At 38.0% G+C, this 14,741-nt stretch carries 16 protein-coding genes; 6 read left to right on the top strand and 10 right to left on the bottom strand.

The window, feature by feature from the left end; genetic code table 11:
• Positions 1 to 78: 78 nt before the first annotated feature.
• A complete protein-coding gene (coaD, locus tag AB657_RS00265; protein ID WP_047244675.1) occupies positions 79 to 537 on the bottom strand; it encodes a pantetheine-phosphate adenylyltransferase in 459 nt (152 codons plus the stop codon).
• Between the two features lie 33 nt (positions 538 to 570).
• Positions 571 to 1,545 carry a D-alanine--D-alanine ligase gene (locus tag AB657_RS00270; protein ID WP_047244676.1) on the bottom strand — a complete coding sequence of 325 codons (975 nt, stop codon included), beginning with the start codon at positions 1,543 to 1,545 and terminating at the stop codon, positions 571 to 573.
• Positions 1,546 to 1,716: 171 nt separating this feature from the next.
• On the opposite strand from AB657_RS00270, the gene AB657_RS00275 reads away from it, so the two are divergent.
• From AB657_RS00275 to AB657_RS00290, 4 genes are all read left to right on the top strand, one after another.
• A complete protein-coding gene (locus tag AB657_RS00275) occupies positions 1,717 to 2,304 on the top strand; it encodes a PASTA domain-containing protein (RefSeq protein WP_047244677.1) in 588 nt (195 codons plus the stop codon).
• 2 nt (positions 2,305 to 2,306) lie between these two features.
• A complete protein-coding gene (locus tag AB657_RS00280) occupies positions 2,307 to 3,335 on the top strand; it encodes an RluA family pseudouridine synthase (RefSeq protein WP_047244678.1) in 1,029 nt (342 codons plus the stop codon).
• 154 nt (positions 3,336 to 3,489) lie between these two features.
• Complete coding sequence (gene yaaA, locus AB657_RS00285) at positions 3,490 to 4,251, top strand: peroxide stress protein YaaA (RefSeq protein ID WP_047247694.1); 762 nt, start codon at positions 3,490 to 3,492, stop codon at positions 4,249 to 4,251.
• A 55-nt stretch (positions 4,252 to 4,306) separates the two neighbouring features.
• Positions 4,307 to 4,672: a hypothetical protein gene (locus AB657_RS00290; RefSeq protein ID WP_047244679.1), complete on the top strand. Its 366-nt coding sequence runs from the start codon at positions 4,307 to 4,309 to the stop codon at positions 4,670 to 4,672.
• A gap of 4 nt (positions 4,673 to 4,676) precedes the next feature.
• On the opposite strand, the gene AB657_RS17770 is transcribed toward AB657_RS00290, so the two are convergent.
• Positions 4,677 to 4,805, bottom strand: coding sequence for a 30S ribosomal protein THX (locus AB657_RS17770; RefSeq protein ID WP_084696455.1), 129 nt, complete (start codon positions 4,803 to 4,805; stop codon positions 4,677 to 4,679).
• 99 nt (positions 4,806 to 4,904) lie between these two features.
• Here AB657_RS17770 and AB657_RS00295 point away from each other — a divergent pair, with 99 nt between their 5' ends.
• Positions 4,905 to 5,564: a uracil-DNA glycosylase family protein gene (locus AB657_RS00295; protein ID WP_047244680.1), complete on the top strand. Its 660-nt coding sequence runs from the start codon at positions 4,905 to 4,907 to the stop codon at positions 5,562 to 5,564.
• 307 nt (positions 5,565 to 5,871) lie between these two features.
• Positions 5,872 to 8,418 carry a phosphoenolpyruvate carboxylase gene (locus AB657_RS00300; RefSeq protein WP_047244681.1) on the top strand — a complete coding sequence of 849 codons (2,547 nt, stop codon included), beginning with the start codon at positions 5,872 to 5,874 and terminating at the stop codon, positions 8,416 to 8,418.
• 144 nt (positions 8,419 to 8,562) lie between these two features.
• On the opposite strand, the gene AB657_RS00305 is transcribed toward AB657_RS00300, so the two are convergent.
• From AB657_RS00305 to trpD, 7 genes are all read right to left on the bottom strand, one after another.
• Positions 8,563 to 10,065 (bottom strand): M20/M25/M40 family metallo-hydrolase, encoded by a 1,503-nt coding sequence (locus AB657_RS00305; RefSeq protein WP_047244682.1) that lies wholly within the window; start codon positions 10,063 to 10,065, stop codon positions 8,563 to 8,565.
• Positions 10,066 to 10,130: 65 nt separating this feature from the next.
• Positions 10,131 to 10,346, bottom strand: a complete 216-nt coding sequence (locus AB657_RS00310) for a hypothetical protein (RefSeq protein ID WP_047244683.1) — start codon at positions 10,344 to 10,346, stop codon at positions 10,131 to 10,133.
• Position 10,347: 1 nt separating this feature from the next.
• On the bottom strand, positions 10,348 to 11,112 hold the full coding sequence (gene trpA / locus AB657_RS00315) for a tryptophan synthase subunit alpha (protein WP_047244684.1): 765 nt from the start codon (positions 11,110 to 11,112) through the stop codon (positions 10,348 to 10,350).
• Between the two features lie 3 nt (positions 11,113 to 11,115).
• Entirely contained in the window at positions 11,116 to 12,300 is a 1,185-nt protein-coding gene (gene trpB / locus AB657_RS00320; RefSeq protein ID WP_047244685.1) for a tryptophan synthase subunit beta, read from the bottom strand.
• A 43-nt stretch (positions 12,301 to 12,343) separates the two neighbouring features.
• Positions 12,344 to 12,949 (bottom strand): phosphoribosylanthranilate isomerase, encoded by a 606-nt coding sequence (locus AB657_RS00325; protein WP_232304817.1) that lies wholly within the window; start codon positions 12,947 to 12,949, stop codon positions 12,344 to 12,346.
• A 17-nt stretch (positions 12,950 to 12,966) separates the two neighbouring features.
• A complete protein-coding gene (gene trpC / locus AB657_RS00330; RefSeq protein WP_047244687.1) occupies positions 12,967 to 13,749 on the bottom strand; it encodes an indole-3-glycerol phosphate synthase TrpC in 783 nt (260 codons plus the stop codon).
• Positions 13,746 to 14,741, bottom strand: coding sequence for an anthranilate phosphoribosyltransferase (gene trpD, locus AB657_RS00335; RefSeq protein WP_047244688.1), 996 nt, complete (start codon positions 14,739 to 14,741; stop codon positions 13,746 to 13,748). Before trpD ends, trpC begins: the two co-directional genes overlap by 4 nt.

The raw sequence follows: 14,741 nt of genomic DNA on the forward strand, positions 1-14,741 counted from the left end.
ATCTATAAAAGAAATGGTGATTTATTAGCAAATAGGTGTTGATAAGTATTGGGAAGAAGACTTTTTAAGAAAAGCGATTTAAGATGATATTCTTACGGAATCGGGTACCAGGCCGGTATAGTCTCCCCCATTACGGATTACATCTCTTACAATGGACGAACTTATATAGGATTTTCCCGAAGAGGTAAGTAGGAATACGGTTTCTATTTCCGAAAGTTTACGATTGGTGTGCGCAATCGCTTTTTCAAATTCGAAATCTGCCGGATTTCGCAATCCCCTTAATATATAGTTTGCTTCTACTTTTTTACAAAAATCGACCGTTAGCCCCTCGTAGGTAAGGACTTTTATCTTTGGTTCGTCGGCAAATGCCCTTTTTATGAACGACATTCGTTGTTCTAACGAAAACATATATTTCTTTTGAGCGTTTTTTCCGATAGCTATTATGAGTTCGTCGAATAGTGTAATGCCTCTCATGATAATATCATGATGGCCTAAGGTAAGGGGGTCAAAAGAACCTGGGAAAATTGCACGTCTCATAGTTGTGGAAAATAATACTTAAAGGTAGTTATTTTAATGAAGAACCTCGTTGATAGCATTTTCAAAAAGTTGGGGCAGGTCTATACCAGCTTCCAGTGCCTGTTTGGGCAAAATACTTTCGGCCGTTAATCCGGGGGTTGTATTTACCTCTATTAGGTGGGGTTCGTCACCAATGAAAATAAATTCACTTCTAGAAAATCCTTTTAATTTTAGGATGGTATAAATTTTTTCTGCTAGGGTTGTAACATTTAGTTCTTGGGTCTTGGAAATTCTGGCCGGTGTTATCTCTTGTGATTTACCCTCGTACTTTGCTTCATAGTCAAAAAAATCGTTTTCCGAAACGATTTCGGTGATGGGCAAGACTTTTGTTTTTCCTTTAAAAGTGATTACACCTACAGATACTTCGGTGCCATCCAAAAAACCTTCGATGATGATCTCATCGTCTTCTTTAAATGCATGGTCTATCGCTTTTTGCAGTTCTTCTTTTTTGTATACTTTAGAAATACCGAAACTACTACCGGCTTTGTTGGCTTTTACAAAACAGGGTAACTGTACGGTGTCTATAATCTCTTGTTCGTTTATTTTATCTCCTTTGTTAAGGTAATACGAAGGGGCCGATTTAACGCCGTAGGGCTTTAGCACACTTAGTAGGTCTCTTTTGTTAAAGGTAAGTGCCGACTGATAAAAATCACATGAAGTGTGTGGTATGTTCAGTAATTCAAAATACGCCTGCATAAGTCCATCTTCTCCCGGGGTGCCATGTATAGCGTTAAAAACACAATCAAAGAATATTTTTTCATCGCCGATCTTTAGAGAAAAGTCATTTTTGTTAATGGGGGTCTCATCTCCTTTTTCATTAACGTAGACCCATTTTTTCTTGAATATATGTACAGGGTACAAATCAAATTTATCTTTATCCAAATTATTGTATACTACCATACCGCTATTTAGCGATATTTTATACTCGCTAGAATAGCCACCCATTATAATTGCTATCTTTTTCTTCATCGGGAATAAAAAAAAGTTGTTAACGATGCAAAGATGTGTTATTCCCTTTAAACAAAAAAGGATGTATTGTTTAACCTGATGATTTTTGTAAAAGAATATCCGTTAACATTTAAAAATGAGGTTTAATTGGTAAATAGGCATTTATTATATTTGTACGATTAAAAACGCCAAATGAGGAATTTCTTAAGTTTTTTAAAGAGTAAAACATTTCTAATTCAGTTGGGGCTGGCATTCGTGGCTCTATTGATATTGGTGTTCTTTACGATGAGCTGGTTAAATAGTACCACCAACCATGGTGAGTTTGTAGAAGTTCCGGATTTTTCCAAACTGTCCGTCATGGAAATGCGACAATCTGTAGAAAAAGCAGGATTGCGTTATGAAGTTGTAGATTCTGCAAATTATAATCCCGATTACCCCAAATTTTCCATTATAGAACAAAACCCTTCGGCAGGTACAAAGGTTAAGGCAAATAGGAAAATATATTTTACCGTAAACCCATCAGGTTACAAGAAAGTTACCGTTCCCAATATCATCCAGGTGACCAAGAGAAATGCTTCCTCTATGTTAAAGGCGGTGGGGCTAGACGTTCAGAGGGTTACCTATATAGACCAATTGGGTAAAGATATGGTCTATTATATCAAGTATAGGGGAAAAGATATTAAGCCAGGGGACAAGCTTCCAAAAACCTCTAAAATTGAACTGATTTGCGGTAACGGCAATATTCCTGACAGCGCAAGGATTCAGGCCGATTCCGAATAAATATGACAGCTAACTTAAATCCCGAACCTGAAGACAATGACCTTTTTGAACATCATAGATTTGTAGCTTCAAAAGGGCAAGAACCATTAAGGGTAGACAAATTCTTGATGAATTTTATCGAGAACGCTACTAGAAACAAGATTCAGCAAGCGGCCAAAGATGGCCATGTTTGGGTAAACGATACCATTGTAAAATCGAATTATAAGGTAAAGGCAGGAGATGAGGTAAAAGTACTGTTCGAACATCCTCCGCATGAGTATTTGTTGGTGCCAGAAAATATTCCAATAGATGTAGTCTATGAAGACGATGTTCTATTGGTGGTGAACAAACCTGCCGGTATGGTGGTACATCCAGGTCATGGTAATTATTCCGGTACGCTCATAAATGCTTTGATATATCATTTTGACAACTTACCGACCAATAGTAATGAGCGTCCAGGTCTGGTTCATAGAATAGATAAGGATACTTCTGGTCTTCTGGTCATAGCAAAGACAGAGGCCGCCATGACCCATTTGGCAAAACAGTTCTTTGACAAAACATCGCAAAGAGAATATATCGCTTTGGTTTGGGGGAATGTAGAGGATGATGAAGGTACAATAGAGGGCAATGTGGGCCGAAACCCGAAGAACAGGCTTCAAATGCATGTTTTTCCCGATGGGGAAGAAGGTAAAGAAGCCGTTACCCACTATAAGGTACTTGAGAGATTGGGTTATGTAACCTTGGTATCTTGTAGATTGGAGACCGGTAGAACGCATCAGATAAGGGTACATATGAAATATATTGGTCACACCCTGTTCAATGATGAGCGCTATGGGGGTGACAAAATTTTAAAAGGCACCACCTTTACCAAGTACAAGCAGTTTGTAGAAAACGCGTTTAAGGTGTTGCCAAGGCAGGCATTACATGCCAAGACTCTCGGTTTTGTGCATCCCGTTACGGGAAAGCAGATGTATTTTGATTCTGAAATTCCCGATGACATGCAATCTTGTATAGAAAAATGGAGAAACTATAGTAAAAATAGTATAGAATAGATATTGCCAATATCACTATCATAACTCTTTCTGAACATCCATAGTTTTTACTTGAAAACCTAGTTATTTTTGATATGTGAATAGTTGAATGTTCTTTGTTTTTTTCTATAGGCAAAGAAGTTTATATTTAAACAGGTTTAAAATTAAATTTCCGATGAAAATTGTAATATCGCCCGCCAAATCGTTAGATTTTGAAAGTAATTTGCCCACTCAAAAATTTTCTCAGCCCGTATTTATAGAAGAGGCCAAAAAACTAAATAAAATTTTGGCGAAGAAAAAGCCAAAGGCTCTTTCTGAACTTATGTCCATTTCCGATAATCTGGCTCAGTTGAATTGGGAGCGAAATCAAAATTTTAAAACTCCGTTTACCGCAGAAAATGCAAGACCGGCAGTTTACGCTTTTAACGGGGACGTTTACCAAGGTTTGGATGCCTACACCCTTAAAGAGTCACAATTGGAAGACCTGCAAAATACCCTGCGTATCCTTTCTGGGCTTTATGGTGTTTTAAAACCATTGGACCTTATGCAACCTTACCGTTTGGAAATGGGGACCAATTTAAAGGTAGGTAGAAAGAAAAACCTATATGAATTCTGGAAAAGTACACTTACCGATTATCTGAACAGCGAGCTAGAGAATGATGAGCTATTCGTTAATTTGGCGAGTAATGAATATTTTGGTGCCATTGATGCCAAAAAATTAAAAGTGCCGGTTATTGCCCCTGTTTTTAAGGATTGGAAAAATGACAAATTGAAAGTAATCAGTTTTTACGCGAAAAAGGCAAGAGGTTCTATGGTGCGCTATATTTTGGACAATAAAGCGAAAAGTTTGGACGATATAAGAGGATTTGATTTAGACGGGTACCAGTTTAGTGCCGAGCATACCTTAAAAGAAAACCAACCTGTGTTTGTTAGGTAAAATATAATGCAAGAGATTTCGTTCTGTTAGTATAATTATATATGATAATAATACTATGAAAAGGTTCTTGGCGATATTGGTACTGTTTATTGTGGTAGTTTCTTCTTGTACGGATAGGGATGATGATGTTGATATGGTAAATATTCGTATTAAGAACGATACCGATTTCTCGTTTACCGAAGTAAGGATCATAGAAAAAGATACGGTATTTGAAAATATACCTGCAGGTGAATTCTCGGATTATTACGAGTTTGAGAGTGCTGCAGAAGAGATGCAACTGAGTATTGTTACAGATTCGGCCACTTATGGTTATTCGCCAAACCAAGCGGTAATAGATTCTTTACCTATAGGTTTTTATACCTATGAACTGGCAATTGATGAAGAAAACCAAGTAGAGTTCAACTTCAGAATAGACTACTAGTAATCTATTTTTTCTTGCTGATTTTTATTTTTTCTTCAACACTGGGTCTTCTTTTTATTTTTTTAGGTCGTCTGGCGCCATAAGAATTATTGGCTATTTTACCTCTTTTTGATTTTTTGTCTCCTTTTCCCATAACCATACTGTTTTTATCATCTTAAAGTTAATAAATTAGAGGCTAAAAAGCTATTACAATGTCTTGTTGTACCTTTAACGGTATAACCAATATTCCATTTTGTTTGTACATACACATCCATACGAACCTTTTTTGTTTAAAGAGGCAACAAAGCTTATAGTGGGCACTTTGCCTCCACCTAGATTTACCACAAGAGATTTAAAAGAAGGAGACGTAGATTTTTGTTATGGAAGTAGAGATGGACAATTGTGGCCTATATTGAACGATATTTTTAACTTGGCCCTGCCTTTTGAGACAACGCAAGAAGCCATAGAGAAACGTAAGTCTTTTTTAGTAGAGCGTAAAATTGGAATATGTGATATTGTTGCTTCTGCGGTACGAAGCAAAGTAGATGCCTCTGATTTGGGGATGCAAAATATTGAGTTAAGAAATCTGTTGAGGTATCTGGGCCAATATTCAAATGTAGAAACCTTGCTGTTTACTGGTGGCAATAGTAAAAATGGACCTGAATATCTATTCCGAAAACATTTAAGGGCAAATGGTGTAGTTTACGAAAAACTGTCCGATGAGGTGCCTAGGATTCATAGGTTTGTTCATCCTATTACGGCAAAAGAAATACGTACCGTATCGTTGATAGCGCCTTCTGGCGCCGCTAACAGGGCAGTGGGCAGTCTATCTTTATACAAGAGTTTAAAGGCCAAAGATCCAACATTTAACACATTGGATTTTAGGATCATGCAGTACAGAAAATTCTTTTGATCTTTTATGGGTTAATTTTAAGGGGGCTATTTGTACAAACTAAAAAGAGTCCCGCTTTTGGCAAGACTCTTTTACGAGAACACTATATGAAAATGAAAAAAATTATTTACTTAACTACAGTGTAAAACTAAGTCGGTTTTGCAGAATAGTTTAATTATTGTTGTCAAAACTGTTGTTTTTGTGGTAAAGGAAATCTATTTTGTTATTTAAGAATATTCGTGCCCATGATTACTCTAGAATATCGATATTTATATTCGAAAATAGGAGTCCATGAATATCTAAACAAAAGAAAAATAACGAGCGTTATATGCAACAATCAGAAAGATTAGAGGAGTTTAAAAAATCTGTACAGAATAAGTTCAATGTGTACAATAGTCTATTTCTTAATTTACCCTATAGACACATTGAAAATGTTGGTATGCTGATTCCTCTGTTAATGGATCAATCTCAGAAACGGCTTAAAGAGGGGCTGAACCCAAAAGAGATCTTAGAGGAGTTTTTTGAAAAGTATGCCGATCTAAAATCTGAGGAAGAGCGAATAGACTTTATGTTTCGCATTATTCAGTATGTAGAGAGACAGGTGGTTTTGTACGATAGTGTCGAAGACGCCGCCTTTCCTAAATTACATAGACATACAAGCTCTTTATCTCTTAGAGACTATTTTCAGTTAGTAGAAAGAAACGGCACTTGGGAAGATATTGGCGATAAGTTGAACAATTTTAGTGCTAGAATTGTACTTACGGCACACCCCACGCAATTTTATACCCCGGCCGTTCTAGATATAATTACGAACCTTAGAACCCTTATTTTAGAGGATAGGATAGATGAGATAGACGTTGCTTTGCAGCAATTGGGGCTCACCTCATTGATCAATGCAAAAAAACCTACCCCTTTAGATGAGGCCAAGAATATTATATACACTTTAAGACATGTGTATTATGATGCCATTGGAGATTTATATGCCTACATAAAGGGTAGTGCGGGGTCATGGAATTTTGAGAATCACGATATTGTAAAATTAGGTTTTTGGCCCGGAGGAGATAGGGACGGAAACCCTTTTGTTACATCAAAAATCACCAAAGATGTAATGAACGAGCTTCGTCTAACGTTGATGAAGTGCTATTATAACGATTTAAAACGTCTACAGTTTAAGCTTACCTTCAAAGAAGTTCAAGAGCCCTTGAACCAATTAAGGAGCAACCTATATACCGCGATGTTCGATAGCTCAAAGGATGTAGGTTATGACGATATTATAAATCCGTTACTTCAAATAAGGGAGGCCTTGGTGAATAAATACCATAATCTTTATCTGAAGGATTTGGACAAATTTATTGACAAGGTAAAAATATTTAAAACCCATTTTGCGACCATTGATATTAGACAAGACCATAGCATTCATACCAAGGTAATGAATGAAGTGCTAAGGAAAAAAGGGTATATAAAGGCAGATATAAAAGAATTGTCCGAAGAAGAACTGATTCAGATTTTAATACACGAAAATTTTGAACTGTCTCCAGAAGATTTTGAGGAAGATATAGTAAAAGATACCATTGTCAACATTTCTCAATTACCCATAATACAGAAAAAGAACGGTGAAGAGGGTTGTAATAGATACATCATCAGTAATTCTGAAGATATATTTAGTATTCTATTTGTTTACGCATTGTTTAGATGGTGTGGTTGGGGCGATAAAAAAATAACCTTTGATATAGTTCCATTGTTTGAGACCATGAACGGAATGGAGAATGCCGAAGCTACCATGCAGCAGCTCTTTGACCTAGAGGTCTACAGACAACACCTCGCCGCTCGTGGCAACAAACAAACCATAATGTTGGGCTTCTCTGACGGAACCAAAGATGGGGGGTATCTAAAGGCAAATTGGTCCATATTAAAGACGAAGGAAACACTCTCCGACGTTTGTAGCAAAAACGGAATTTCCGCTATTTTCTTTGATGGTAGGGGAGGCCCACCAGCAAGAGGAGGAGGAAAAACACACCGTTTTTATGCGGCCCAGACCAGTAAAGTGGCCAATAATGAAATTCAATTGACCATTCAAGGTCAGACCATTACCAGTACGTATGGAACCAAAGAGCAATTTATTTATAATAGTGAGCAATTGTTGACGGCAGGTCTTTCCAATACCATACTTGGTAAGGAAATCACCATTTCAGAAGAATCAAGAAAACTTATAGAAGAATTGTCCGAGCTCAGTTTTGCCAAATACGATGCATTAAAACATCATGATAAGTTTATGCCGTACCTAGAAAATATGAGTACCTTAAAATATTATACCAAGGCAAATATTGGAAGTAGGCCTGGTAAACGTGGTAACAAGGCCAAATTGGAATTAACGGACTTAAGGGCAATATCTTTCGTTGGTTCTTGGAGCCAGTTAAAACAGAATGTTCCAGGGTACTTTGGAATAGGTTCTGCACTCAAGAAGCTGGATGATGAAGGAAGGTTTCAAGAAGCCAAAAAATTGTATGATGAAGTGCCATTTTTTCAGGCCTTGATGATGAACAGTATGATGAGTCTTTCTAAATGTTATTTTGAGCTGACCAGCTATATGAAAGAAGATAAGGAGTATGGTGAATTTTGGGATATTCTATATGATGAGTACAAACTTTCTAAAAAGATGTTGTTGAAACTTTCAGGAATGGAAATTCTTATGGAGAAAGAAGCCATCTCAAGAGAGTCCATCAAAATCAGGGAAAATATTGTTTTACCGTTGTTGGTGATACAGCAATATGCCCTACAAAAGATAGGTAAGGGCTCTCCACATAGGGAACTTTATGAGAAAATTGTTACAAGATCTCTCTATGGTAATATTAATGCAAGTAGAAACTCGGCGTAGAGGTTTCTTGTTTTCTAGTAAAGTTGAGTAAAATAAAAGACCCGGGCATGTTAAATTGCTCGGGTCTTTTTTTAAGTAAGACATTAGAAGTAAATGGGTTCTTACCTCATTTTTTTATTACCTTTTAGATAAAAGTACAGTACATTATTCGGTAGGGGCAGTGCTTAAAATTTCATAAAAGACCTGTATTCCGTAGGCTATTTGTCCGATTCTTAAATTTTCATTTGGGCTGTGCTGATTGTTATCGGCATTTACAAGGGGAACAAGAAAGGCAGGAATCTTGAGTTCGTTTACAAAAGGAGAGATCGGTACGGTGCCTCCCATGGTTCTAATCTGTACTACTTCTTCGTTAAACTTATTTTTAAGGGTGTTTACGATGAAATTTCCATGTGGATTGTTGAGGTCCGTTCTAAAAGCATCCGTTACAGAACCTTCTTTGATCATAACAATTTTGTCATGTGCCAATCTTTGATCTTTGGTAGGTACCGTTTCGGTAATAAAGAAACCTTGTTTTTCGATATGTTTTTTCACAAGAGACTTTAACCTGTTTCCATCCGATTCGGGTACCAATCTCATATCCAATTCTGCTGTTGCCGATGCAGGAACAATGGTTCTGGCCTGTTCTCCGATCCATCCTGAACCTAGTCCGCGCAAGTTTAAACTAGGAAACTGTAAGGCTTCTTGGTAAAAACTGCCTACTTTATCTGCGGACTTAAATTGTAACCTGTCTGCAATTTCTTGGTCGTTGTCCGGCACACTTTTTAATATGTTTTGGGTAGTCTCGTCTATATTAATGCCATCATAGTAACCTGGTATTAATACACGGCCATCATCATCTTTTAGGGTCGCTAATAATTTTGCGAGTTCAAAACCAGGGTTCGGGGCAAAATTACCATAATGTCCACTATGTTGAGGTTTTATGGGGCCAAAAGTGGTTAGTGACATGGTAGTGATGCCTCGACAACCATAGACTACCGTAGGTTTGCCAGAACTATGTACTGGGCCATCGTTGATGATCAAAAAATCGGCCATTAACAATTCTCTATATTGCTTTACCGCTTTTGGTAACGGTTTGCTGCTTTTTTCTTCTTCACTATCAAGAATGACCTTAATGTTGAAAGGAATATCTACATGGTCCTTTTTTAGTAGGTCCATAGCGTTCAAGAACATTACAATAGGTCCCTTGTCGTCTGATGTAGACCTACCGAACAAACGCCAATCGTAGTTAATGTCGTCATTTAGGTCGGCAAAGGATTCGGTCTTCCAGTCATCCCCATTTTTAGATTTTAATGCTATTTCATACGGATTTCTCTGGTCCCACTTAGAAGGGTCTACCGACTGGCCATCCAAATGCATATAAAATAATATCGTAGGCTTGTTGTCGTCCATAGGAAGTGCCGCAAAAAACAAAGGGAGGTTTTCCGTTTCCAGTATGCTTGTATTAAATCCCCTTTGGTCAAATTTATTTCTAAGCCAAATAATATTGGCATCTATATCATCGGCGTTTGTGGCATCGTTGGGTATGGCTACAAAATCTTTTAATTCGTCGATACTATGCCTTACTTGAGATTTTAAAGTGGTTGAATCTTGGGAATATGCGGCATGGTTGATCGCAAACAGTACTAATAGCAAGTATAATTTTTTCATGTAAACAGTATAGTGGAATATTTAGAAAAGTATTCTATTAATACGAGTTCTACAAGGCAATAGCGTTAATTTTTAAAAAGACCGAGTGTAATCTTGCGTAGTAAGAGGATAAATGGAAATCCGTGTAGAAGTACATCGAACCAATCCATAAATTGCATACCGTGGGCACCTCCGGCAATCCATTTGATCTTGCCCCATAAATGAGGTTCGGGAAAAAAAGGTGCCAAGCCTAAAGTAAGGCAAAGCAAAATGATTAGTTTCCAGTTGTTTATAAAGTACATGTTACCTAATCGATTTTATAAAAGATTCAATATTGTCCGTTCCATGAGCGGTAAGATGCTTTATAAAAGCAGAGCCTATGATGGCACCTTTGGCCGTTTCGGTAGCTTGGGCAAAGGTCTTTTTATCTTTAATTCCAAAACCGACTATTTGTGGATGTTTTAGATTTAGTGATGCAATACGCTTAAAGTAACTTTCCTGTTCTTTGCCAAAACCAGATTTGGATCCGGTAACACTTGCGGAGCTTACCATATATATAAAACCGTTAGAAGCGGCATCTATTTTTTTGATTCGTTCCTCACTGGTTTGGGGGGTGATCAAGAATACGTTGATCAATCCATATTTTTTAAAAATGGTTTCGTATTGTTCTTGGTAAACATCTAATGGCAAATCGGGTATAATTAATCCGTCAATACCTATTTCGTTACATTTTTTACAAAAATCTTCCACACCGAACTGTAACATAGGATTGAAATATCCCATGATTATAAGTGGGATTGAAACGGTTTTTCTTATATCCTGTAACTGATTAAACAAGATTTCCGTGGTCATCCCATTTTTAAGAGCGGTTGTAGAGCTCTCCTGTATCGTAGGGCCATCGGCCAATGGATCGCTAAAAGGAAGCCCTATCTCTATCATGTCTACACCACTGTTTTCTAAATCTTGTATGATCTTAACGGTATCGTTCAGGTGCGGGTATCCAGCGGTAAAATAGATAGATAGTAGTTTCTTGTCTGAATCTAGTTCTGTAAATATTCTGTTGTTCATTGCTTAGGCTAACTTAAAATAGTCAATATATGTCTGTAAATCTTTATCACCACGTCCGGATAGGCTAATTACCAAAACATCGTCGGGGTTAAATTTTTTATGTTCAAAAATAGCAAGGGCATGTGCCGATTCTATGGCCGGTATAATACCTTCTAATTTTGAAAGCTCCAATCCGGACCTCATGGCCTCCTCGTCCGTTGCCGAGTAAAACTCTGCTCTACCAGATTTGTATAGATGCGAGTGCATAGGCCCTACTCCTGGATAGTCCAGACCCGCCGATATGGAATAGGGTTCGGTAATTTGTCCGTCGTTGGTCTGCATCAACATGGTTTTGCAACCATGTATAATTCCTACTTTTCCCAAAGCGGAGGTGGCTGCACTTTCTCCAGAGTCGATACCTTTTCCTGCAGCTTCTACGGCAATAATACCTACTTCCATATCATCCAAGAAATGGTAATAGGTGCCAGCCGCATTACTGCCTCCACCGATACATGCAATAACATAATCAGGGTTTTCTTTTCCTTCTTTCTCTTTCAACTGCCATTTTATCTCTTCTGAAATAATGGATTGAAAACGTGTTACCATATCGGGGTAGGGGTGAGGGCCAATGGCCGACCCGATAATGTAATGTGTATCTACGGGGTTATTGATCCAATCCCTAATAGCTTCGTTAGTGGCATCTTTTAGGGTCTTACTCCCCGAAAGAGCGGGTCTTACCTCTGCGCCCAGCATTTTCATTCGGGCCACATTGGGCGCTTGCCTGGCAATATCTATCTCTCCCATATACACCACACATTTAATGCCCATTAACGCACATACGGTAGCAGTGGCCACACCATGTTGGCCGGCCCCGGTTTCGGCAATGATTCGGTTTTTTCCCAATCGTTTGGCCATTAAGATCTGCCCAATGGTATTGTTTACCTTGTGGGCGCCCGTATGGTTCAGGTCTTCTCTTTTTAAATATATTTTTGCTCCGTGTTTTTCAGAAAGGCGCTTGGCATAATATAAAGGTGAAGGGCGCCCTACATAGTCTTTCAATAATTGATGGAATTCTTTTTGAAAAGATTCCTCGTACATGATCTCTATATATTTTTGCCGTAGCTCTTCTACATTCGGATATAGCATTTCAGGAATAAATGCTCCTCCAAACTCACCATAATATCCTTTTTCATCTACATGATATTTCATAGTACTTTTACTTTGTAGTGTATATTAATTCTCATATTGGTCGCTATAGGTTCAATATGGATTTAAATTCTTTTAACTTATCTATATTCTTATGGCCCGGTTTGTTCTCAAATTTACTGTTAACATCCAAGGCATGACAATATTTTGATTCTGGCCTTTTTAGAAATGATTTAATATCCGCCACATTTTCCAAGCCTATTCCGCCACTTAAAAAATAGGGCTTTTTTGATGGGTAATCTTTTAATAACTTCCAATCAAAGGTGTAGCCATTTCCTCCGGGAAGTTTTCCTTTGGTGTCAAATAGGTAAAAATCGCATACTTCTTCATAAGGTTTCAATGTAGAAAAGTCGAATTGATCCTTAATGGAAAATACTTTGATGACGGTAATGGTTTTGTTGGAGAGTTCTTTGGTTAATTGGGCGCAGTATTCCGGAGTTTCTTTACCATGTAGTTGAATACCGCTTAAGGCATAGGTTTTTACTTTTTCAAGAACATCTTTTATTGGCGCATCTACGAAAACGCCAATTTTTTCTATTGACGAAATTTTGTCTGTAAGAGAACCTTGATAGTAACGGGAAGAAGGCTCCCAAAATATAAACCCCATGTAATCGGGTTGCAATTCTGCAACTTCCTCAGGGTTATATTTCATGCCGCAGATCTTTAGCTTCATGATAGTTCTTGAATAAATTTTGAGGCGCTTAGTCCAGGATTTTTCGTTTTCATGAAATTTTCACCTATTAAAAAACCTTGAAAATCATATTCTCTTAAAGTCTTAATGGCTTGTATATTGCTAATGCCACTTTCAGATACCTTAACGAACTCGTCCGGAATTAAGCCCGACAGTTTTTTGCTAACATCGAGGCTTACTTCAAAAGTCTTGAGATTACGATTGTTTACCCCCAACATGTCTAAGCTTGGCATTACAGATTTGTTCAATTCTTCTTCGTTATGTACTTCTAGCAACACATCCAACCCTAGGTTTTTGGCCAGTTCCGATAAAACTTTAATTTCAGATCTAGTCAATACTGCTGCAATCAATAAGATGACATCGGCCCCATAGGCCTTGGCCTCGATTATTTGGTATTCGTCGACAATAAACTCTTTTCGTAATAAAGGTATTTCTGCCGATGCCCTTGCCAATAACAGATCCTCGATGGATCCGCCAAAATATTTGATATCAGTTAAGACACTCATACCGCAGACGCCTGCTTTTTGATAGTCTTTGGCCACCTGACCAACATTGGTATTTTGGTTGATAGTGTTTTTTGAAGGAGAGCGTCTTTTGTGTTCAGCGATGATTCCGGTAGAACTTTGTTTTAGGGCTTTTGATAAAGACTTTCCTTTTCTGTCAAAAAGCACAGAGCGCTCTAATTGCGAAACAGGAATTATGGCTTTTTTTAAAGCAACCTCTTTGTATTTATCGGCGATTATTTTGTCCAGGATATTCATAACGCACTGATTGATTGTAGTTTCTTTAAGGCCTCTAGACCTTTACCGCTTTTTAGGGATTCCATGGCTTGCTCAAAACCTTCTTTGGGGGAAATATTTTTTACGGTACTAATGGCAACGCCCGCATTGGCGCATACTACATTATTTTGGGCGATGGTTCCCTTGCCGTGCAACACATTTATGAAAATTTGAGCGGATTCTTCAATGCTATCACCTCCTTTTATTTCTTGTGCGGTAATGGTTTCTATACCAAAATCTGAAGGTTTTAGCATTGTTTCCGTGCCGTTGGATATGGTTTTGGTATCACCGGTAAGACTGATCTCATCATATCCGTCCAAGGCATGGAGCACTGTAAAATTCTTATCTGTGTTTTGATAAAGGTATCCGTACATTCTAGCCAGTTCCAAACTGAAAACACCTACCATTTGATTTTTGGGAAAGGCAGGGTTAACCATGGGTCCCAACATGTTAAAGAATGTTTTTACCGCCAATTCCTTTCTGATGGGCGCTACGTTTTTCATGGCAGGATGAAACAAAGGGGCGTGCAAAACACAGATTCCTGCTTCCTCAATGGATTTTTTTAAGAAATCCGGTTCATTACTAAATTTAATCCCCAAGAACTCCATCACATTGCTACTACCACATTTTGAGGAAACCCCATAATTGCCATGTTTGGTAACATGCACACCTGCACCGGCCGTTACAAAAGATGCCAAAGTAGAAATATTGAAGGTGTCTTTGCCATCACCTCCGGTTCCACATAAGTCTATAGGGTTGTAATCAGATAGGTCAACGGCGAGGCACAGGTCTAAAAGGGCATCTCTAAAACCTTCCAATTCCTCTATGGTGACACTGCGCATCATATATACGGTTAAGAAGGCGGCAATTTGACTCGTGTTGTAGTCGCCTTTGGCAATGTTTACCAAAACCTGTTTGGCATCTTCTTTTTCGAGTATTTCGTGATTAATGAGTTTGTTTAAAGTTTCTTTCAT

The sequence above is a fragment of the Maribacter thermophilus genome (assembly GCF_001020565.1).
Classification (GTDB): Bacteria; Bacteroidota; Bacteroidia; order Flavobacteriales; family Flavobacteriaceae; genus Maribacter; species Maribacter thermophilus.